Source organism: Enterococcus sp. AZ196 (assembly GCF_050498845.1).
GTDB lineage: Bacteria > Bacillota > Bacilli > Lactobacillales > Enterococcaceae > Enterococcus_A > Enterococcus_A murrayae.
This window is the reverse complement of sequence record NZ_JBIPAM010000001.1, coordinates 2,729,144-2,752,868: the sequence shown is the minus strand read 5'-3', so window position 1 is coordinate 2,752,868 and position 23,725 is coordinate 2,729,144. Positions and strand designations below refer to the sequence as shown.

The following is a 23,725-nucleotide window of genomic DNA, read 5'->3' as shown; positions in this document are numbered from 1 at the left end:
ACTCCTTAATACGCACCCTCTGGTTTTATCATTACTTTTATTGTCTTTAGGATGAGTCGAATGTCGTACCAGAAACTTCGTTTCTGAATATATTCGATATCAAATGCGACCATTTCCTCAAAATGAACCTCACTTCGCCCACTGACTTGCCACAAACCAGAACAACCGGGCTTTACTAACAAACGTTTTCGATCATGGGGTGTGTAATTGATCACTTCTCTTTTTAAAGCGGGCCGTGGTCCGATTAAACTCATTTCACCTTTAATGACATTCACCAGTTGTGGAAATTCGTCCAAGCTTGTTCGTCGGATAAGTTTTCCAAATTCAGTGACTCGAGGATCCTCTTTCATTTTGAACATCGGTCCTTTGACTTCATTTTGATCAAGAAGTTCTTCTAATTGCTTCTCCGCATCCCCATGCATTGAGCGAAATTTATACATTGTGAAGGAGTTACCATCTTGACCGATCCGTTCTTGTGTAAAAATTATAGGAGCCTCTGGATCTTCTTTATGTACTTTATAAGCCACCCACAACATAATCGGTGAAAGAAAAATTAAGCCAATTAAGCTAAAAAATAGATCAATTGACCGCTTGAAAAATGTATAAAATCTTCGCTTTTCCAGATTCAATTGATCGAATTGATTCAATTGGAAGTACCTTTGATCGTCATATCTACGGCTTTTTACGCTTCCTATATACCCAAAATTATTTTCATTCTTCATCCCTAACTCCTCCAACAATAATGAGCATTCAAAATTTACGAATGCAAAACATTTGAACATTTTTTGATTGACTAATAGAATATGGCTTCCAGATATGATGGCATTTTCTTCGTAAGTAGCTTAACGAATAAGTGAGAAATATAGAGTGTTTATTTCCCCTTTTTCGTTCTTTCCGTTCCATAATAATAAGCCTCATTTTTTTTGTTGACCCCGTTATAAACCACACCGATCACCTTTGCATTGACCATTTCCAACAGTTTCTTTGCTTCCAGTAAATTTTGTTTTTTCGCTACTCGTTCTCGCACGACTAAAATCGTGCCATCGACGTATGAAGATAAAATTTGTGCGTCTGCCACCATCACCACTGGCGGCATATCAAAAATCACTAAATCAAACGATTCTGTCAAAATTTCAATCAATTCCTTCATTCGATTGGAATTTAGCAATTCCGAAGGATTTGGAGGCGTTGGACCACTGGGAATCAAATACAGGTTTTCAACACTTGTTGCAACTAAACGACTACCTACTTGTGCATGACTTTGGGTCATATAGACATTCTTCACCTCGGTCTCAGATAAGAAATTCGCACTCGTTGAATTTTTTTCGGTCAAATAATTGCTCAGTCCATTAACATTTGGTATACCAAAACTCAAAGCAACATTTGGTCTTCGTAAATCGGCATCAACTAAAGCCACTCGATTTCCCGCATTGGCAAAAACAATCGCTAAATTCGCAGCCGTTGTTGTCTTTCCTTCGGATGGGCCAGACGAAGTCACCACTAGTGACTTAATTTTTTTATCGGCAGTTGAAAATTCAATATTCGTTCGAATTTTTCGATATTGCTCAGAAACTGCGGAATATGGATTAAGTGCCGCTACTAAATCCACTGGGGCAATCAATTGTTCCTTATTTTCCATCTAACTATATGCTCCTTATAAACGTTCTCGATGTCGATTAAGAACCGTTCTAGCCGCAAGAGTACGTTTTATAGTTCCTTGCTCCGGTGTCCTTGTTCCACGATGATCACTTAGCTCTTCTGGATTGATTTCAGAGACATCACCGAGAATCGGAAAAACTAAATTTTCTGTTACGTATCGTCGATCCTTCACTGTATCATCAAAAAATTCTGATACAAATGCACTGACGATTCCCACTGTTAATCCCAATAGCGCACCAATCAATAAGCTCAGTTTAGTGTTTGGGAAAACGGATTCCGTCGGAATCATTCCTTTAGAAGTAATAGTTACTTTGCTCACTTCCAACACATCTTCGGCTATTTCTTGAAAGGTTGTCGCAGTTACATTTACAATCCGGGCTGCCTTTTTTGGTTCCGAAGACGTCACGATAATCTGAAACATTTGAGAATTTTGTGTTTGCTCGATTTCAATCATCTCTTTTAGTTCTTTGTTACTGTAAGTGTACTGATACTCTTCACGTAGATTCTTTTGTACAGCATCAATAACAATATCGCCTTTTATCATGTCCTTATAGGTATTAACCATCAGAACATTGCCGTTGATATCATTTTGTAGATTCGTATTCCCATTTTCTGTCTGCTCATTTTGAACAATCAATTGTGCTGCAGACTCATATTTCGGTGTTAATAAGAAGAAAGTTACAATTGTCGCGATCACGATCCCAATAATCGTTGTCCCTAAAATCAATCGTATCTTCTTTTTCAAAACCTGAATCAATTCATTTAAATTAAGGCTATCTTCCATTTAAATTCCCTCTCGGGAAACGATCCACTGTTTTATTGATCGTTTCACATCTGTTTTTCATCTGAGGCTTTCCATTGTTAGTAATCAATATGATTTAACCAATCTTCCTCCTTTAACAACTCGATCAACTGAAAGTCAAGTTGATATCCTCGTCCCCAAAAAGTTTGAATTGCTGATTGATCTAGATTCATCTTTGAAAACTTCGTTTTAAGTCTCGAAGTAATGGATGAAAGAGATGCTAATTGCGAATTGCTAATGGATTCTCCCCAAACTCTTTCACAGATCTCTTCTCTTGTTACAACACGGTCTTCATTCTGTAAAAGAGCTGACAACACCTTCAATTCGTTTTTTGAAAGTCGATTTAAAATAGACCGAACCTCCAGTCTATTCATAGATAGCTTTCCTTTTCCATATTCCTTTGCTTCAACGATCATTTTTTGATTAGCTATGCCCGTCTTCGATGTCGATTTCAATTGAGCTAGTCGTTCCCGCAACTCATCAATTGAATCATTGGTTGTGATCAGACCAGATACGATACCTCTCTTGTAATAGTCCGCTTGTTTGGCAGCTTCTTCATTTTCTACTTTTCGAATAATATGATCGGAATATCCTTTCAAAACAGGACCTAAGTCATCAACTTCTGATTCACAAATGGTTTCACTTAAAATAATATATTGAAAGAAATGCAAAACATCTAAACCTTCTCTATTTTTACTACAGTAATCAAATAGTTTGGTTGAACTAAACACTTCATAATTCAACGACTGCAGTTTTCTCTGAGTTTCCTGATCTGATAAAATATTTCTAGTCAAAATCAATACTTGATTCATTTTTTTCTCTCCTTTAGATAGATATCCACTCCTAATGACCGAATAATTCATATATAGAAAAATAGCGGACACAAGAAAGAGAGCCGAGAAGCAGGACGTCATGACTTTGCTTGCACCGCTCTCCCAAAAATTTATTAGTACTCTTTCCTTGGCATCACAGAAACTTTAGGATACTCATAGCGACTCTTCATCTCTTCAAAATCATGAACATCATCGTGCGCCAAATGATCCACACGACTTTTTAGTTCTTCGTAAATGCTTAGAATCGCTTGGCGGGATTCATCAACTTCATACGATACTTCTTTTGCTCGTTCTTGAATCGTTTGTAGCTCACTTTGCGATTCTTGAATAATTCGTTGGGCATCAATCTTCGCTTTTTCGACCATTCGATTGGCCTGTTTACGCGCAGAGATTAAAACTTCACCGATTTCATGCTGCGAATGAATAGATTCTTCCTTCAATTGATCGTTTTCTTTTTGAAGCATCATAATTTCATGCTGAAGCTCTGTCACCAGTTCTCCTTCGATCACCGCATTTTGATGGTTTTGATCGTCGATCAAACGTCTCATTTGTTCTTCTTTTTCGCGTATTTGTTGCTCCTTATTGAAAATAGATTGATTCAATTGGGTAATCTGTTCTTCCTTATTCGACAAATCTGCAGTTAGTTGATTCACCTGTGTTTCAAGATTTTGAACTTTTTCAAAACGATGCAGCTCTTCTTCTTTTTGTGTCAATGTCAATTCATGATATTGCTGCTTGGCTTCTTTTAATTCAGCTTCCACTCCCTTATAATTCTCCAATAGATCTTTCAAAGTTTTAACTTCATTAGTTGCTTTCTCTAATTGAATCTTATGCTCTCCTGAGGCGGATTCCTCTGTTAAACGCTGTATTTCTTGACGACTTCGGCGCACTTCTGTTTCTAAATCTTGAACTTGACGGCGCGCTTCAGCTTTTTCCTCTCCCGCTCGTAGAATAGATCGCTTATATTGTTCATTCTCACGAACTAGACGTTGTTTCTCTAATTCATTTTCTTTCTTTAACCGCTCGATTTCCTCTTCTTTTTCTGTCAATTCATTTTTTACTTTCTCAAAATCGTCGGAAAATTTCTTTCCTTGTGGAACCGATTTAACCGGTTCTTGTTCGTCATACATCACCTGTTCCTCAGGAACAGAATTGATTTCATCAATGATATTCTTATTAAAAAACCAGCCATTCTTTTTTTGTTGTGTATGCATGTTAGCCACTCCTATCTTCTTTCTCTTTCCTTAGTCATCTTCTTGAATTAATGTAAACTCTTCATCTGGTTTGTCTCGTGAGAATGTACAGCTATATGTTTTTTTCTTGTTCTTATCATTCATCAGATTCATTTGGAATGTGATTTGTGTCAATTTTGAAACAGCCTTTGCTTCTTTTGCAAAAGCTTTGATATTGTCTTTGATCTGTTTGCGGTTATCCTCACTTCCAGAATCACCTGCTAATGCAATATTTAATGTCTGACTTGGAATATCTAATACGATCAATGTCGTTGATAATCCAAAGTACGGACTTACTTTCGAAGATATGTCACTTTCTATTTCGTATTGCCGTTCACGATTTTCTTTCGAAAATAATTCATCCCATGGATACTCCTTCAAGCCGATCCCTTTTGCAGGATAGGCTTTGATGGGCATTTTTGTGATAATTTGTTTTTGTTCTTTTTTTAACGTGTATAGTTCATCTTTTAATTGATTACTTCGATCCGTGACCACCTGCAGTTGCTCTTCCAATTGAAAGAGACTGTAAGTCGTTAATAATAATCCCATGGCTAGAACTATTGCCACTATCAGTAAAGCCGATACATGTTTTTCTTGTTCTGCTTGCTTCACATAATCCAACTTACGTTGGAAGGAGACTGGGGTATTTGGTGGCAATTGAAGTCGTTGTAATTGCACCTTAATAATCATTCGTCGAAACCAAACAATCAGTATGACAATGACCAGTCCCACGCTAATCCAATTAATGATCAAACGTTCTCTATCCTCTCTCTTTGGTTTCGTTATCTAGTGATTTATTCGTCTTTCTAACTACTATTTAGAAGCACCTAAGGTGTCTCTCGCAAAATTTTTTCTCTACACATGTTACTACTGGAATCAAAACAGTCGATTACCTTCTTCTTGTTTTTTCTTTTTGATTTCTTTTAATAACGTTCCATTTGAGAGAGATTCCACCTTAAATTCCAACTCATCATAAATGGAAAGAACACTTTTTCTAGATTCAGAGACCTCGATCAGAATTTTTTTTGCTCGGTTACCAATTGTTTCCAGCTCTAGTTCTGCCGAATTGATCATATGTTTCGCTTCTGCCTGTGCCTCTTCAATTGTTCGATTCGCTTGTTTCTTGGCAGAGATTAGAACTTCTCCAATTTCTTGTTGCGATTGCACCACTTCTTTTTTTAATTGCTCATTTTTATCAAGTAATTCTTTCACTTGTTCCTTTGTTTGAAGCAATTCCAAACTTTCTTCTTCTACTTTTTGTTCTTGCAAATCTGATAATTCCGCTTGTGCATTTTCCAGACGATGTTCCAATGTTTCTTTTTCCGCTTCAAGCTCTTCCAGATGGGCCATTTTCTCTTCAAATTTTGAAATCTCTTCATGGGCATCAAACAAGGCGCTATTAAGTGCCTCTTTTTCGGCCACTAATTTTTCCACATCTTCGGTCATCTCTGTGGACTCTTGCTCTGGTGCTTCTTTTACCTCTTCTTGTATTTGTCCTTGTTCGCCAGCTTCCATTTGTGAATCCTCCACTTCTAATTGATTGTTCTCAATCAATCGTTCCTCTAAAAGTTGATTTAATTTTGTTTCATTGTTTTGATAGGCTTGTAGCTCTCGGTCTTTCTTTTCGATCAGCTCAAGTAACACGTCATTTTCTACTCTAAGCTCTGCCTTTTTTTGACTTTCTATTTGATGTGCTTTATGTAACTGTTGATGCGTATCTTCCAATATCTTTTTTTCAGATACTAATCGCTGTATTTCTTTTTCTTGCTCGTTTATTCTTTCAAGATTTTTTGTAAATTTTTCCAACTTTTCTTGGTTTTCCAGAGCTTCTCTTTTGAACTGCTCCACTTCTTTTTCATAGTCACTATTTTTTTTTTGAGCTGACTGATAGTCTTGTTTCAGCTCTTCGAGCTCACTCATTAGTTCATCGATCGGGACACCTTTTTCTGCTTCCAACTCTTTCAACTTGTTCGTTAATTCTTCACGTTCTTGTTCCTTTTCTACTAACTGTTGTTGAAGGGTTTCCAATGTCTTCTCGATCGTCACTTTCTCTGTTTCTGCTTCTTCCAATTTATGTTTCCAATGCTCGTTTCGATCATTCAATTCCTCTTCAAAGTGAGTTTGTTCAACATCTAATCGTTCTTTTAATTCTTCTTTTTCGTTTTCCAGTTCTTGGATATGAATCAATCGTTCTCTTTTTAACGTAGCCAATTCTTCTTCAAGACGTCTAATTGTTCCCATCAAAACAATTTCCTGTTCTGAAGATCGCTCCTTTTTCTTTTGTTCATCTTCTGTCTGAATTTTTTGAATCTGTTCTTCTAAGACATTGATTCGTTCTTGATTCTTATGATTGATTCTGATCCATTCATCCCGTTCTTTTATCAATTGATCTCGTTGGAAAAGTGTCCGATTTAATCTTTCTTGTATATCCAAAGGGTCCTCTAGACTGTCTAACTTCTCATTGAAGCGCTCTTCCGCTTGTAACTCTTCTTCTGAAATTTCATTGATAAATTCCTTCAACGCATCGGTTGAAAGCCATCGTCTCTTTTTCTCTGCCATTTAGCCTTTCCCACCATCGTTCTTAAGATTCTGTTCGGAAACATTCATTTTCTTGAATGACTCTCCCGGTTTTTCACGTGAATAATTGACATTGTAGATCACTTTTTTTGATTTACCGACAGAGGTGACCATTCGCACATGTATGTCTGTCAATTCTGGTATTGATTCTGCTTCTTTTGCAAAAGCTTCAATATTTTTTTTAATCGCTTCTTTGCCTGTATCATCCTCTGTTTGACTCTTCAGTTGAAGCGAGATTGTTTTAGGTACAGCTAAGGAAACCGTCGGTTCCACAGCACCAAAAAAGGAAATTGTTTGCTTTGAAAGATCGTCTTCAATCTGCTTCTGAATGGATGAATCCTTGCTTTCTCCTATTAGCTTTTTCCACTCATAGTCTTTTAGGCCAATCCCTTTTTCTGGATACTTTTTCAATGGAATACTGGCGGCTAATTGTTGTTGTCGTTGCTCCAACACTTCGATCCTATCTGTTAGTTTATTCGTCTGCTTTTTCATCTTTTGATTTGTATCCACCAGAATCACTAGGGCACTGACAATTATTACTATCGTGACTCCCAGCAATAAGCACCCACGAATTAACGTATGAATATGCTTTTCTTGTTCGATTTTCTTCACATAAGTCATCTTTCGTTGAAACAAAGAAGATTGTCCTTCTTCTCTTTGAATAGCTGAAAAGCGTCTATCCAGATTAATGCGCAAGAGCATCAAAATGATCACTCCGATAGCTATGGTGCCACTCACTATTTCCAAAATTTCTACTATCATGTTCTTTCCTCCAGCAGGTTTTTCTTTCTCATTCCGTTTCCGCCTGCTTTTTCAATAAAGACGGGAGGTGAAATTGAACGGTTCCCTCGATATTTCTTTTTTGAACAAACCCAAAGGTTCGACTATCTTTCGAGACATCAATGTGATCTCCTGTTGTAAAGTAGAACCCTTCGGGAATTTTTGTTAGCTCCTGAAATTCTTCTGCTACAGCTGGCGCTAATTGAAAGGTATAAGTTGTTTCAAAATCTCCCTGGGAACCAATGCTTAAGACCATTCGATCATTACGGATAAACATGCGATCTCCAGGTAATCCGATGACTCGTTTAACGAACTTGCCACTTTCTCCTTTAACAGAAAAAGCGATCACATCATACCGCAAGATAGAGCCTTTTCTTTTTACTAATACCATGTCTTTTTCTGATAACGCTGGCTGCATCGACGTACCTGAGATTGGGTGGAAACTATACTCTTTGCGTGCAAGCATTCCCGTTCCAATCAGCGCAATCAGAACCAATAGCGTTAATATAGTGAGTATCAGACTTTTTGCGATCGAACGCTGAGGCAGTTTTTCTACCTTTTCTTGACGTGATCGAACAGTTGCCATAAGTTACAGTGCTCCTTATACACTAAATTGTCAGAAACTATCTGACTTATTATTCACTTCTTCATTCGATTATTTTGCTTTGATGTAGGAAACTTGATCAGAAGTTGCTAGACTGCTATCAATCACTCGATAAGAAATGATTGTTCCACCATAGACATTTCCTTCGGAAATTAAGATCCCTTCTGGTCGAACAACTTCCACAAAAGCTACATGACCATACCGAGCATCAGAACCTGCGACTCCTGGTTTGAAAGAGATCAGCCAACCCGCTTTTGGTTTTTGACTGACTTCATAACCTAAGGCTTTTCCCTTAGTTGCCCATTGTCCGCCATTGCCCATGTAATCGTCCACAGTTTTTCCTAGTTGATTGACACGGTTAAAGGCATACCACGTACATTGACCAACAGGATAAGACCCTGAAGCATTATAATCCACCCCATTGTAGTCTGGGTATTTCATACGGCTACGGTACTCTTCTGGAATCTCATCTTTTCCCTTAATGAAAACTCCTGAATTACTCTCAGTGGTTTTTACTTGGTCATATTGTGTCAAATGATACAAGGCAATAATAGAGTTTAATTTTTTCCCATATGTCGTATCTGTCGCGTAAGTACCTGTCAATGCATCCGTTGTACGAAGATAGTTCTTAGCTTTTGAACGCCAAGTCTTTTCATAATAGCTAGCATTTCCCGAGATACCTCCACGCAGAAGTTCCACATAATCCCCTAATGACGCCGCAAAATTTGGATACTTACGAAAAGCTGAATTGATGGAATACAGTTCACCATTGCCTCTGTCTTCTTGTGTGGCCATTGAAATTGATTGGCCTTGGTATGAACCTTTTACACCGAATAGATTATGATTTGGTGGTAAGGATAAACCACTCGTACCAGAACCACTTTCTAATAGTGCTTGGGCGATCATTACTGAAGCGAATACGTCGTATTCCTGCCCCAATTTCTGCGCATCTTCGCCAACTTTTTCAATGAAGTTTTTCGCACGTTCATTTTCCGTAAAATTCATAGCTGCCGGGTAGTCTTTTAATACTTCTTCACCATATTCCGTCAATGTCACTTCTGGAATTTCTTGAACCAATAGATCCTCATCTAAATCAATGGATTCAACTACAACTTGGCGTTGTGTTTCTTTTTCTTCTGAGTTCGCTAATGTCGTTTCTTCCGTTGATCGCTTGTTTACTCTCTTTGTTTTCTCTCTCTTTTTCACTTTCGTAGCGCCAGTGCCCACTTTCATCGCTTTTTCTGGCGTAACAGATTCACTGGTGGTTTTGTTCTCTGTATCCATGGTTTCCTCTGTCACTTCAACATCGTTCACAGATAAGTAGTAGTCTTCTCCAATATAGATACCGAGTAAAACCGTTTGGTCCTTCTCTTTTCGGTACAACAAACTACCAATTTGAAGTTCCTCTGGCATCTTTTTTGGTGTTCCAGAAGGTTCAATTGCATACAGCTCTTTATAAAGAGTTGTTACCAGTTGCTTCACATCGTAGGTTTCTTCTTGTTCAATCCCCACTTGCTTAATCCCTTCATAGATCAATGCTCCATGAGCTTTTTCTTTCAGTCGGCTCAATAATGGCAACTCAAACCCTTTTAGGTCAGACTGAGCTACTCCAGTGGCTTTTAACTCGCTTGGCAAATTCAAGGTACTTTTTTCTGAAAATGCTTCTGGAACAGTTGGTGTAAAGGTTGGATTTGCTTGAACACTTGATACATTGGGCGTCACATTTGTTGCCGCATCCGGTGAATCTGGTACCGTCGGTACCGGTGCAGGAGCCACTGGTTGTGTTGGTTTACCTGTTGGCTGACTGGTCGACGGTTGCGTTGGTGTTACGCTACTCGGTGTTGTTCCACTTGGTTTTGTACTGCTTGGTGTTGTCGTACTTGGCTGCGTCGGTTTCGGTGTTGACGAACTTGATGAGGTTGTCCCTGTACTGGAAGAGCCACTTGAATTCGACGAACTACTCGAAGAACTAGAGCTTGACGACGGCACCGTTGTACTTGGATTAGTTGACGTGTTACTCGTACTTCCTTCAGAAGGGGGCGCTTCTGAAGACACAGTGCTTTCTGGATTTCCTGATTGTTCTATCGAAACACTTGGCTCAGCCATCGGTGTTTCGCGCTCAGCTTCTATGACAGGTCCTTCACTTTCCACAATTTCTTCATTAACTGAAGAAACATTATTTTCGGGAACAGAATACGTACTTTCTGTTGTTTCAGTTTCTATGATTGAAGGAGCGCTTCTATTTAATTCTCCGGCTTTTAATGCGCCGCTTCGTAAACTTGCTATGCCACCTATCAATACCAAAATGCCAAAAACACCTATCATTATCTTTTTCATGAATTGAATTTCCTTCCTGAATTTAACTTAAACGCTCAAGCATTGCAGTCTCTACGCTCTTTTAGCGAATAAGACTGAAGAATAAAATGGGTAATAGAAAGAAGAGAAACATCGGAACCATTGTTTGAAGCGGTTCTGAAACAAATTTTGCAGCGATCAACATTGCGAACTGCGTAAAGGGCAAGACTCTTCGCTCTTTTAAAATCTTTCCAGAAGATTCTTTTTGGTCGTCCTCTTTGATTTCTAGTTGTTTCAACAGCTGTTCATTTGCTCCATTGATGGGTTGGACATCTGTCAATTTTCCTTGAACTACGCGACGATAGATTGTACCAATATCCCCTTCACATCGAAGCAAAGTTATGGTCTGTTTGCCGTCTTTTGTTTTCGCATCAATATAAGAAACTTCCGTTTCTTCAATCACCTTATTCAACGAAACATCATAGGTATAGATATCTTTAAAATCTGTGGCATAAATCTTATCACCAAGATTCAACTGTTTAATTCGATGAAGCAATACGTCTGTTTCAAAAATATTGTGTGCCAATAAAACATAATTGCCTTTTCCGAGTTGTTGATCCGACCGATAGGTCGCCGCACCTGTCAACAGGTTTTGATTGGCGATCCCAGCTAAAATAGGCAGATCAACGTCAACCTTTGGGATATTGAGTTTTCCTATCCCCCAATTATTGGTGGTCTCAAAACTATTCCCGCGAGCCTCCGCGTAATTTGCGACGTTGACACTCGCGATCTGTTTCTCGGCATAATTTGCCCGGTTGATTTTATCTAAGTTGAAAGTACTCAAGGTTTCACTTTGCCCAACATCCACGGCTCCTAAAGAAGTATCTTCTTGCATCTGAACATAACCGTAAGCCGCTACTGCCAGTACCGTCATCATGGCAACAAAAATCAACACGAAATAGATTTTCGTTACTCTGAATAAGCGGCGCAAATTCTTCCGTGCTTTGTTTACCACAAGCGGATTATCGGATCTGAATCGTTTGACATGGAAACGATAGATTGTGATTAACACGAGGAATAAGAGTACATTTATAATAATGGTTGCTAACACAACGTTCTGATAGCTCCATAAATTTCGTTTGTTAATTTTTTGTTTTTGAGCATCTTTATAAGGAATACGATGGCCATTTACTAATAACCGATAGGTATTAATCCCCGGCGGGGTACACGTTAAGAGCGTCACCATATCCTTTCCAGGTACGATTTTTACTTTTTCTGCTTCACTAGGTAATATTTCCTCAAAGGATTCAATTTGATATGCCAATCGTTTCCCTAAAATATTGATGTAGAAGATATCGCCTTCCTCTAAGTTTTTTATATCTGTAAACAGGATCTGGTTTTGAACACCGCTATGGCCTGTAATTACAGCTCGTGTGTCTTTGCCACCTATCGGTATCGATGATTGTTCTAAATGACCCAACCCTTTATCCAACGTTTTAAAGGAAGTACCATGATAAAATGGCATTTGCTTGATATCGATCCCGGGAATATCGATCGTTCCCATAACACCAGAATCATTTTTGATAATATTTTTGTAAACCATGGGTTCTGTATGTTTTCCTTGTTGCTTTTCAAAAATATAGTTGTTGTAAACCTTAGCTAAGTTATATTGTTCCTTTTTCTCTTTCGCCGACATTTTCTTAAGGGCATTATCGTATGAGGTGCTTGCTGCACTGCGTTCACGATTGGCTAGATAATTTCCAACAATCGGATACATCAATACAATGACGCCAGCAACAATCATAAAAATGGCAAAGCTCATAATAAAGGTATTTCGCTTATTATTCGGTTGTTTCTTCATGCTCAGCCATCCTTCTATTTCGCAAATTTATGAAAGAAAGAGCAACCCCTGATGCTCTAGTTGCTCTTCTTCCATCAAAAATCAAACTTCTTTGTTTTCATGACCCGAAAGCCAATCAACGTCATGATCAGAATGAAGCTCAAAACAAGTAATAATGAGTGATAAGAACCGATATTTCCACTGGTTTGTGGTAATCGTTCGTTTTTCCCAGTAGCATTTCTAGTCCCAACACCTTTCGTTTTGTCTATCGTTCCACCCGGTGAATCACTTTTTGTGATAACACTAGATTTCGGGTACAGATAGACCTCATTCAAGGCTTCTCCTGTTCTTTGGGGTAAAGGAAGCTCTAAGATAACTGGTTCCATTGGTTTTTTTAGCAACTCATGATCCTTTTCTACAACTCGATATGTTCCTTGAGCCAGATTTGTCACACGAGCTAAACCAGCGTCATCCGTTGTTACTGTTGTGGAGAATGCCGAATCCCCGATAACGGGTTCAAAATCAGTCGTCCCTTGAACAGGTGAAACACGTGTGATCTCATAGGAAACCCCTTTTAGGGGTTCAAGAGTCTTTCCGTTCGTATCTTTGACTTCTCCTGCTTTAGTTCCATCTAGTGGTAACTGGTTTTCGACGATTTGCGGATCTTCTAATCGATACTTGACAATTGAGATTGAGTATCCCTCAGCAGTTTCATCGGCTTGAACTGATTTCCCGAATAAACCGAATGTTCCAAAAATCAGGAGAAAGATAAATCCTAGTTTGAAGAACTTGTTCATTTACCTTCCTCCTTTCCTCTTAGGCATGCGATAATACCAAAGCATGTAACCAAAGCCTAGGATAAGCGCACCGCTTGCAGCTAATAAAATAGCAAACATTGGTCCATTTCCACCAGTAAATGGCAGATCTGCTTTCTTATCGTCCTCTTGGTAGACCTTAATGGTTTGATTTCCTTCTGTTATCGTGACTTTAATCGGTGATTTGATCAATTCATAGCCGCTAGGCGCTTTGGTTTCTATTAGAGTATGCTCTCCAGGAAACAGCTTCACAAAATTCAAGTAACCACTACCATCTGTTGTTTCTGTCGCAAAAGGAGTCTTCGCATCCCCTTCATAGACTTCAAACTCAGCATCTTTTAGCGGTGTTCCTGTTGCTTTTTCTGCCTCGCTTAGTTTGCCATCTTGATTTGCGTCAATGGCAGTACCTGTTGCGTACTTGAATAGACGAATTGTGGATGGCCGAATTAAGCCAAGGTTGACATCTGTGACATGATTCTTCGAATCTGTCGCACCCAAACCAGCAACTTCACTTAGAATTGGTTGCTTATACTCTGGCGTTTGATAAGACTCCTTATCTGCTTTCGAATTCTTTGTTGGATCAGATCCTTCCAACTGTTTAGTGACGCGCACTTCTCGTTGGATCACTTTGTCTCCAATCGTGAATTCAGCAACATACTCTCCTTCTGGAAGGTTTTCAAACAGGTACTTCCCATTTGCGTCTGTTTTCTTCAGTGAATTTCCAGAGGCATCAATGAATTTCTCACCTGTTAAACTTTCCTTCACTAATTCTTTCTTATAGGTAGGTACTTCAATACTGGTACGGTATAACTTCACAGGGATATCTTTCGCCCATTCCTCTGCGCCACCAGCGGGTTTGTTTCCGATCAATCCATCTAAATTATCGTCATACCAAGCCACCCCAGAGAGATCACGTCCGTATACCTGAACCGTACTTGGTACCCCTTGAACATGCTTTTGCAAAATAGAATTTAAAGACGCTGAATTGACATACTTATTTCCTGGCTTTTGTCTGTCCGGACGTAATGTTACATTAAGACTTAATGACTCACTAGACTTAACAGTGTCACATAAAACCATTATAGCTTTGGCATCTTTCAGTTCAGTCATATCAGAACCCAACTTATACCATCCATAAGTTAAAGGAATACCATTCGGGTTTGTTTCAGGTGTATAAGAACCACTCTTGCTGTACCAAATTTCACCTGTCCCCCCCGTCAATTCTGCAGCTATTGTAGTGTAAGCACCATCAAATTGAGTTCCCCTGCCGTCTCCCATATATGGAAGTACATCAAGAACCCTTACTTCACTCATATCAGACGAACTATGATTCTTAAACGAAATTGTATACGTAAAATCTGTTGGTGACTCATTCAAAGGATTTGCTGGGTCAATCTTATTTCCACTTTCTATATAAGGTTTGTCTACTTCTTTATCTACTATCATTACTCCCGAATTGGTAACTACCACGTCTTTTACGCTCGTTCGAAATTTCTTCTCATCAGAGTCATCTTTAACATTTTCATCTTCTTCTAGACACACACCAGCAACTACTTCTGAATGTAACGAGGTGGAACTTCCATTGAAACTTAATCTAGATGAAACAATTTTTGTATCAAATGATACAGTTGGTTTGTATGCAGGAGTCTCTACTTTATAATCTAATACCCATCTTAAGGTCTTAGTTCCATCTTTATTGTCGACAAAAAGAGGATCTCTTAGAACGTTATTTTGATAGTCTTTTGCCGTTCCTGGAATATAGTCTGTTTCTTTAGGAATTGTTACATCTAATTGAATTTTATGATTTTTGTCAGACCCGCTATCTACATTTGCATCTACTGTCCAAGTAATTCTGTCATCAGGAGAAAACGTATTTTTATTGGAATTAATCGTAGGTCTGATTGTCATATTAGAAATATAGAGAGTATCTCCATAACTAGACATTGGGGCATGATCTGCCGTTTTCTTCCCATCTTCGTCATACTTAGTTGCCTTATAATCTGCCTTTGAAATTGTCGGGAAACTACTAGTCAATTTTTCTCCATCATTTTTATAATTGAAAACATTTGTTAAAAGTATATTCCCGTTCCCGGAATCATCTGTCGCACCTTTTTTACCCATTGCTATTAAAGGAGTCATTATCCTTGGTTTTCCAGTACCCGAAGCGTCAGTTACTTTATAAGTTGTCTTTACTGCACTTATTTCCCCTTTTTCTGAAGCTTCTTCAGGCGACTCATACCATGAATATTCTTTATCAATAACCTCTTTTAGTCTCGCATTAACATTAGGAAAAGCTCTTCCAACACCATAAAATGTTTGTATCTTTTTGGCTCCTTCTTCTGAAATTCTAACAGGACGTGTATCATCAAATTTTAATGTGTTAGAATTCCATCTACTATATAATACTGATTCATCAGCCTCTAAATCTACAAAAGATGCATATGAACTTGCATAAATTTCGTTATTTTTTGCTGTATTCCCATCGCCAACACTAACCCAATCTCTATCTTTACCAGAATTTAGCCCTCTTGAATCTTTATCGGTAAATGAAGAATATGTTTCTATACCACCAGGCCACTTCTTGTACCATATCATATCAATGGATGAATCTACTGATTGCTTAGTATTTTCATACTCCACCTCAGTCACTTCTAAATGATAGTTTATATGAGCTTCTTCTCCATAATTTTTTTCTAGATAATCATACGGAAAGGTGGTTTGCATCGCAATCACCGAAAACGGTTCCTCATTGCTCCCCATTGTATTACCATTCAAATACCATTTATCTTTACCAATAGAAGCGGGAACATAGTCGGTATTTGTTACTTCTATACTATGATCTAGACTATTAGTTGCCTTAGGATTTCCAGTGTTATAAATCCCTCTTAATATTGTGTTTGTTTCGCTGGGATTTGTATATCCAACGGGGGCTCTCAAACCTTGCCTTATTACTCCATTGAAATTTGGTGAATATTTTTGATAATCATCTGTAAATGTTTTGTTAATGAAGTTCCATCCTGTTAAGCCATCAAAAGCAACCACTTCCATTGGTTCAGTATCGGTTCCTATATTCAAAATTTTCGATGAACTACTATTTGATGCTTTATAGATCATCTTTTGATCTATCTTGTATTTAATTCCACCTACAGGAAATGTTGAGCCCTTAATAGGTGTAGTATCCGCTCTATCAGGAAGGGGTTTTAATTTTGCATATGCTGCAACATTGGTAATCATCGTATTCTCTTTATCTTTTGTTCCAGTGGCCTTCTCAAATGTAGTCATTCTATTACTATTCCAAGCTAGTTTTATGTCTACATTTGGTTTTGCACTCAGTACTACTTTAGTCTTTTCAGACAATACAGGTGCTACACTAGAATCAATTACTTGATTAATTTCTTCTGTAACCCCGGATGAGGTAACAGCACTTTCTATAGTGATTACAAAATTAGGATTAATGTTATCACCATTTACTCCACCATAAGTATTAACAGTTTCTGTAAATTTCACCTGTGCAGTTGACTTCTCCACCAATGCCCAAGTGCTTCGCGTGGATTTTTTGGTTGTACTATTGACATTCACTACATTTCCATTTGCGAATTCAGCAGTTTGACGCATTTTTCCAGATTTATCAGCTCTCCATGCATCAGAAATTTCTTCATCCAAACGAACTTTCAAAGATGTGTACTTTGACGACATATTTTGAATACTCATAGTAAATTCATAAACAACCTGATCAAATGTCCGAACAACATCGTTCGTTTCAGAAGTGTCGTACCCAGGTTCATTTTTCTTGTCAAACGGGCTCACACCTGTTTTTTTTCCGACATCAACCGCTACGTCGAAAGGCTTTGTCGTACTGATTGCTTGTGGGTTTATCGGTGCTTTGTCTTTTTCAGTATCTGTACTTTCTTCTTCAGTTTCACTTTTCGATATGTCGCTTGTTTCTGGTTGCTCATCTAGATTAATTGCTTCTTCAGGATTCGCTGAAAGTTTTGATTCTGGTTCTTTCAACACTTTGGTTGCCTGAAACACTACAATCGGTTGTGTCCTATTTGTATCTTTCAACGACTTCAGATCGACGGATTTTTCTTTCTTTGTCAAACGAGTGAGACGAACACGCTGCTCTTGATCTTTCTCTAGTTCAAAATAGAAAGAACCTTTTCCTTCTTCTTTACGAACCTGATAATATGGAAGTCGTTTATTTTCTTCTTTTATGCTACTTTCCTGCTCGTCCTTTTCGGAAGAGTTGCTGCTGGATTGTACCGTTTTTACTCTGTCTTCAAATAGTTTCAGTGCGTCACTCTTTTTGAAATCGGAAGAATCCAACTGAGGGTAAGCAATTTCTTGTCCCTCTTCATTCAAAGGGACAACCGAAACGGTATCATCATACGGTATCTCAAAAACATCGGTATCTTTCGCCTTCAAGGTGAGTTCGACAGTTTCTTTGTCCGTCTCCAAAGAATCCTTTTCTACGGCTTTTTTATCTACTGTAACACTGACCAACGGGTCAGGTGCTGATGCTTTCAGGGCTTTTCCTTGGTAATAGAAGAAAAGAACTCCTATTATCAACACGACAGGAAGAAGGAGGGGAACCATGCGTTTTAATTGAATCGGTTTTCTCATCGTCTTCCGTTCCTTTCCGTTGTCCTTTTAAGAGACAATCTTTCTGTTGTTGAACTCTTTATTTTGTCCAACAGATGGATACGAAGGATGCCAGTATTAGGCAATCCTTCGTAAACAGTTTGTGTTAAAAACTTTATCATATGTGTAATTTAGTACTTACACTTGACGACGTTTCTTTTCAATCGCCATTGTTGCTGTACCAATAGTAATTGCTCCTAATGCAATGACGATCATCAATGTAGTCCCTGCACCCCCGGTAAATGGAAGGTCTGTTTCCTTTTTGTTGACGATATCTAATTCAACTGTTTCATCATCTGCAGTGTCTAATGTAACCGTCACTTTTATTGGATCTTTCACTAATTCATAGCCCTTTGGCGCTTTTGTTTCGACTACCCAGTAGTCTTTTTTGATAGCCTCATGAGCCCAAGTGGCTTCTGATGGAATATTTGGATCTTGTTTGCCATCGCCATTACTATCGGTAAACCAGTCTAAGGCTAAACCATTAAATTCGGCTTTCCCTGATGCATCCGATTTCGTCGTCAATAGGCTAATTCCCGTCGGTAACGCCGGTGTAGTCGTTCCATCATCATTTAATGTGTAAGACTTTCCATCAGATGCTAAGAATTTTTTCGCTTTCGCATCGTCTTCACTCGCTGCAATATGAAATTCTGCATCTGCTAAAACAGCTTTTTTTTCATCTGTTTTCTCAATATCAAACCCACCATCAAAGTATTCTGGATTCTTTTCACTTTCTTCTGTCACAGGCTCTTGACCAGGAATTAAGTAATCCACACCATATTTATTAGCAATCGTGCCATTAAAATCTTTGTTAGTGGTTACTTTATACACAACTTGCAAGTGAGTATCTTCATCTAAAGTAACTTTTTTCATCCCGGCTTGCGTTAAGCTCACCACAACATCTTTTTTGGAACCTTCGGTTAAGTCTTCTACTTTATTTGGTGCTGTAACTTTTGTCCCACCTAACGTCACTTCATATTCAGTTCCGTTTGTTAATTTTACAGGGGTTCCTGTTTTATCGATGGCATACACTTCCACATCTTGTAGTAACAAGCGTTCGTCTAAGCTATCGCTTACTTTGAAGTAATTCCCATACACTTCATCACCAGCTGCTACATTGATGTTTGGCAGTTTATTCGCTGGATTTGCTGGATCAACAACATCTGTAATAATCATGTCTTTATCTGCTTTGAAATATAATCCGGCAGGTAATTTTGTGGTTGCTTCCCATTGGAAGTCATTTCCAGCTTTGATCGAGTAGCCTTTTCCGCCTTCGATCGTTTTATCCAATTCTGTATCTGTGACGATATTTTTTGGATAGACATGCACGTCGTAGATCAATTTCCCTGTATCATCCCGTTTCGTTTGTGGTAAATGAACAAAGAATGGATCCATTGGTTTATTAATTTTCTTCGTTTCACCATTTTCATTTGTATACGTATAATCACCGGAAACGGAATCTTTAATTTCTCGTACTAAGTAAATCCCATCGGCAGCTTTCCCTGTTCCGACATCAAAAGTCAATTTACCATTAGCATCGGTTTTTCCTTTAATAGAAGTGAAAGAAGTGTCTTGTTCCCATTCTGTTCCTTCTTTTTGTTTTACTGGATCTGTTAATGAGGCATTGCCAATTGCTTTGACTTTAATAACTTCAAAGTTCACGTCTTTCATTAATTTCTTACCGCCTAGATCAGGAGCTTTACTTGGGTCTGGATTGGTTCCATCTCCTCGTCCCCCTAATTCAGACGAGCTCTTAATTTCATATTTCCATACAGTGATCGAACGTGTCGACGTATTATCAGAAACCGCATTTGAACTAATATTTTGTTCTGCTGCATAGGCTACATGAATCACCGTTCCTACACCTGCTGATCCTGCCATTGTTAATACACCCAAAGCCATTGCTGTTTTACTTATCCATTTTCTATTCATAATTTACTCCTTTATTCTCTGCTATAGTTTGTTTCATTTCGTTGAAATCAAAAATAAGTGAAACTATGATTGCCGCATCTCTTCACTTATTTCCCAATACTCAACTGGATTTTCTTGGTCTCTCGTTTGGTATTGGAGACGATTGACTATTTTGTATATCTACCAGTCGATAAACATACCTCCTTTCAAAGGTCCTTCATCCATTGTTTCCACTATCTTTTTCTCTCGTGTGAGTATTGATTAATTTTTTTTAATAGAAAGAACAGGTCAGCTGATTTTTATCGATAAAACATGATAAAATGGCTAAATCTGACGAGAAAAAGAAGCCCTACGGGTTTCTTGGAATTACTGAGTCTAAGAAGAGTTCGATAATCGGGATTAACTCAATGTTTTAGAAACATACTTGACGGTGAATTGACGGAAAATAACTTTTTTTCCTCCGTTTCTAAATCTGAGATTTCTCTCATATCTACTCGAATGGAAGAATTTTTGAAGGAAAATGGTCGAAACGTATCAAAAAAGGAAGAAGTATAAATGAAGCGCTTTCTTTGGGGAGGCAAAAAAAGGGGGAGGCTAGGGAGTGATAACGTTCGTTTTTTTAATGATTGTTAAGCAAATTGTTGTTCCATTTTGGCTATCAACTGTTCTCGTTGCTCGAACAACGAGTCCACATAGATATCTAAGGTCGTCTTGGCTGAAGAGTGGCCCAATAAGGAACTGATCGAAGCAATATCACCTTGTACTTCCATGCAGCGTGTCGCAAAAGTATGGCGCAATTGATGGAAATGAACACGTCCAATCGCTGCTTTTTTTGCAATTTGTTGAAAATGATAGCCCAATAAGCGTGGCTCTGCGGGACGTCCGTTCTTCGTAAAGAGATGTGACTCTCCTAAATGCTGCGCTTTCCACTTTTTCAATAAACGAATGAGTTTACTAGACAATGGAACACAACGTTGCGAAGCAGACGTTTTTGTCTCTCCTAAAACCAACGATGTCTTTCTGCCATTGGCTGATGGCAATTGGACACGTTGGTAGGTACCTTCTACGTAGAGTTTTCGCTTAGAAAAGTCGATATTTTTCCAAGTTAATGCAGCGATTTCTCCAATTCGAAGCCCCGTATGTAACGCAAGCAGGGTAGGCAAGCCCTCTGGGGCTTTGTTTGCGGCTTTTTCTAATCGCCTTTGTTCACTCGAAGACAAGGCATTGATTTTTGTTCGTTTGACTTTGGGTAAGACGATTCGATCGCAAATATCTTCTAGTAAATACCCCTTCTTGTGGGCGCTCCCTAGAGCTCTATTTACCACTTGAAAGATACTTTTTATCGTAGAAGCAGATAACTGATCGTCTTCTTTCCAGCGAACGATTAATTCGCGAATGGTGTCATTCGTACATTCAGACAGTCTTTTTCCTCCTATGTGTGGCAACACATAGCGCTGGATTTTGTACTGATAGGTGGCATACGTTGAAGGCTTCAACTCTTCTTTACGAAATGCTAACCAGTCTGTGATCCATGAAGTAATCGTAGGATCCATCAATGACCGCTGTTTCTTGCGTGAAGGTTCGGTCTGCTTTAAGGGAAGCAACGCTTGACGGACCTCCTTATAGGTATACGCATAGATGTACCCGTAATGAATGGTTCCGTCGGAACGATACCCTCGAATGTATCGACCCTCCCAGCGACCATCTTTTCGTTTATAAATATTTTCTCCTCGTCGACTCATAATTGTTCATTCCTCTCCAATAATTTTGACGGCGAAATTGACGGTGAATAAAAACAAAGGGATAAATAATATTTTCGGTCAAAAAATAGAGTTATTTCCTTGCTATTTTCTAAAAAAAAGATCTTTATTAGCTTGACATTGTAGTTTAAAATGATTATTGTTAATCTATAGTGAGAATTAAACGTTATTTCAAGTAAATAAAGGCAAAAAATTATCCAGTTTCTTAGACTCAGTAATTCTAAGAAACTGGATAAATCCTTGTCAGTACTTATTCAGTTGACGTTTTGTAGTATATAAGAAATTTACCCAAAAAAATCTTCATAATATTAGTTATAAAAAAAATATTGTGAATATTCTTAAAAAAATAAGCTTCCTTTCTAAACAAAAGGAAGCTTTTTATATTACCCTTTTCATTTTTTAAATATCTACAGTGTCAGAAATCAATCTAGCAGTTGCCCCTTTTTCACTTGTTTGTTTTTCTTCAATTTCTGCTTGGAGTTGAGCCGCATCTCCTATTTTTTTCAGTAATCAAAAGTAAAAGCTGACATATGTTCTCTTCCGTTCTTACTTTTTTCTCTACGATCGCTTGACACAAGTAATATATTTGACGTGAATTGATTTGTGAGAACAGCTGGTTATAAGCTACAAATTCTATAAGAGATGATTTGTCTTAAAATAGTGGATATGCCCTGAAAAGTCCGTTATCTTCACGTAGTTTCCTGTTCTTTGTGTACTAAATATAAATTAGTAAAAGTTTCATCAATCAGTGCATGTACCTTTTCTTCCGTGAACTGAATTGTAGAAGCAACTTGTAAACAAGAAACTCTGTTTGTAAACAACCACATACTTTCAAAACATGACAAGCAAATTCATATGGAACGTTATAGCATTCCTGAATTGATTGTAATATCCGATCATAATCTACAATGATTTCATGTAGAAATTCAGCAGTCCCATTTCTTTATTCCAGTCTCTCATAAACAATAGTCCAACAATTTTGTTTCATCTTTAGCAAAACGAAAGCATTCCATTCCTAACTCTCTAAAAGGTAACTCTGATTCAAAAGCTTTTTCGTATATTCGTTATATAGTTTTTTTGACATTCAGTATTTCTGATCTAACTCCACTCATGTCTTTAAAAGCTGTGAAAATCAGACGTGAGGAAAAGTTCCTAGTGCAACCGACTTGTCCTTTAGCTGTGACACCATCAATTCCTTCTGATTTAACAATACTTGATCCAGTCATGGTTATTTCCTCTTTTGTAGACTTTTTTTGGGGGTTATTTACTTCTCTCTTTCTGTAATGAACGCCCGAATACTAGAATAAAGCGCAACACTCAGCAATTTTCAGTTGGGTGTTTTTGTTATATTCTTCTATTGCATATTATGTTACCAAGTGATAATATTATCATACGATAATGAAAGCGGTGGTAATTAATGGATAAAAAAATCATCAAGTATTTAGGGAATCCTTTGATCTCTCAAGTTCTAATTGAGTTTGACAATCGTAATATGTCAGTGAAAGACCTACGGTTAAGATTACCAGATGTTCCTCAAGCAACTTTGTATCGACATGTGAAAAAACTTTATCAAGAAAATATATTAAAAATTGTAGATGAAAAACAAAATCGTGGTTCTGTAGAGAAGATTTATTCTTTGAATGTAGAATTGAAGAAAAATGATATTGAAGATCTTAATACTATTACTCCTGAAGCATACTATGAAATGTTTTCGGAATTCACATTAGGACTATTAGCTGAGTTTAGTGATTATTCCAAAAATGAAAATGCCAATGTTTTAAAAGACGGCTCTGGTTTTTCTTTAGTCCCTATATACGCAACGGCTGAGGAATTAGTTGAATACGGGAAATCAATAAGTAAGATTTTAGAGCCTGCCTTAATCAGAAAATCTGAAAACCAAGACCGGCACAATGTCGCTATTATATTAACTCCGCCGAGAAAGGACAAACAGAATGAAAGTTAAAAGAAGATGGGGG

At 38.0% G+C, this 23,725-nt stretch carries 16 protein-coding genes; 1 reads left to right on the top strand and 15 read right to left on the bottom strand.

What is annotated here, in order from left to right; all coding sequences use genetic code 11:
- Nucleotides 1–5: 5 nt before the first annotated feature.
- From IGI67_RS13220 to IGI67_RS13150, 15 genes are all read right to left on the bottom strand, one after another.
- Nucleotides 6–722, bottom strand: a complete 717-nt coding sequence (locus IGI67_RS13220) for a sugar transferase (RefSeq protein ID WP_429958016.1) — start codon at nt 720–722, stop codon at nt 6–8.
- A gap of 149 nt (nt 723–871) precedes the next feature.
- Nucleotides 872–1,639 (bottom strand): CpsD/CapB family tyrosine-protein kinase, encoded by a 768-nt coding sequence (locus IGI67_RS13215; RefSeq protein WP_429958015.1) that lies wholly within the window; start codon nt 1,637–1,639, stop codon nt 872–874.
- A gap of 15 nt (nt 1,640–1,654) precedes the next feature.
- The gene (locus IGI67_RS13210) at nt 1,655–2,443 is read right to left on the bottom strand and encodes a YveK family protein (protein ID WP_429956382.1); all 789 of its coding nucleotides are present in this window, start codon (nt 2,441–2,443) and stop codon (nt 1,655–1,657) included.
- Nucleotides 2,444–2,520: 77 nt separating this feature from the next.
- The gene (locus IGI67_RS13205) at nt 2,521–3,273 is read right to left on the bottom strand and encodes a helix-turn-helix domain-containing protein (RefSeq protein WP_429956381.1); all 753 of its coding nucleotides are present in this window, start codon (nt 3,271–3,273) and stop codon (nt 2,521–2,523) included.
- A 134-nt stretch (nt 3,274–3,407) separates the two neighbouring features.
- Nucleotides 3,408–4,508: a hypothetical protein gene (locus tag IGI67_RS13200; protein WP_429958014.1), complete on the bottom strand. Its 1,101-nt coding sequence runs from the start codon at nt 4,506–4,508 to the stop codon at nt 3,408–3,410.
- Between the two features lie 30 nt (nt 4,509–4,538).
- A complete protein-coding gene (locus IGI67_RS13195) occupies nt 4,539–5,279 on the bottom strand; it encodes a hypothetical protein (protein WP_429956379.1) in 741 nt (246 codons plus the stop codon).
- 123 nt (nt 5,280–5,402) lie between these two features.
- Nucleotides 5,403–7,085, bottom strand: coding sequence for a hypothetical protein (locus tag IGI67_RS13190; RefSeq protein ID WP_429958013.1), 1,683 nt, complete (start codon nt 7,083–7,085; stop codon nt 5,403–5,405).
- Nucleotides 7,086–7,865 (bottom strand): hypothetical protein, encoded by a 780-nt coding sequence (locus IGI67_RS13185; protein WP_429958012.1) that lies wholly within the window; start codon nt 7,863–7,865, stop codon nt 7,086–7,088.
- Nucleotides 7,866–7,893: 28 nt separating this feature from the next.
- On the bottom strand, nt 7,894–8,469 hold the full coding sequence (lepB, locus tag IGI67_RS13180; protein ID WP_429958011.1) for a signal peptidase I: 576 nt from the start codon (nt 8,467–8,469) through the stop codon (nt 7,894–7,896).
- Between the two features lie 69 nt (nt 8,470–8,538).
- Nucleotides 8,539–10,824 carry a glucosaminidase domain-containing protein gene (locus IGI67_RS13175; RefSeq protein WP_429958010.1) on the bottom strand — a complete coding sequence of 762 codons (2,286 nt, stop codon included), beginning with the start codon at nt 10,822–10,824 and terminating at the stop codon, nt 8,539–8,541.
- Between the two features lie 61 nt (nt 10,825–10,885).
- Nucleotides 10,886–12,643, bottom strand: coding sequence for a class C sortase (locus IGI67_RS13170; protein ID WP_429958009.1), 1,758 nt, complete (start codon nt 12,641–12,643; stop codon nt 10,886–10,888).
- Between the two features lie 74 nt (nt 12,644–12,717).
- Nucleotides 12,718–13,419 carry a pilin N-terminal domain-containing protein gene (locus IGI67_RS13165; RefSeq protein WP_429958008.1) on the bottom strand — a complete coding sequence of 234 codons (702 nt, stop codon included), beginning with the start codon at nt 13,417–13,419 and terminating at the stop codon, nt 12,718–12,720.
- Complete coding sequence (locus tag IGI67_RS13160) at nt 13,420–18,060, bottom strand: SpaA isopeptide-forming pilin-related protein (protein ID WP_429958007.1); 4,641 nt, start codon at nt 18,058–18,060, stop codon at nt 13,420–13,422.
- Between the two features lie 156 nt (nt 18,061–18,216).
- Nucleotides 18,217–20,010, bottom strand: a complete 1,794-nt coding sequence (locus tag IGI67_RS13155; protein ID WP_429958006.1) for a SpaH/EbpB family LPXTG-anchored major pilin — start codon at nt 20,008–20,010, stop codon at nt 18,217–18,219.
- Nucleotides 20,011–20,618: 608 nt separating this feature from the next.
- Nucleotides 20,619–21,731, bottom strand: coding sequence for a tyrosine-type recombinase/integrase (locus IGI67_RS13150; RefSeq protein WP_429958005.1), 1,113 nt, complete (start codon nt 21,729–21,731; stop codon nt 20,619–20,621).
- A 1,435-nt stretch (nt 21,732–23,166) separates the two neighbouring features.
- On the opposite strand from IGI67_RS13150, the gene IGI67_RS13145 reads away from it, so the two are divergent.
- Nucleotides 23,167–23,712, top strand: a complete 546-nt coding sequence (locus IGI67_RS13145; RefSeq protein WP_429958004.1) for a hypothetical protein — start codon at nt 23,167–23,169, stop codon at nt 23,710–23,712.
- Nucleotides 23,713–23,725: the final 13 nt, after the last annotated feature.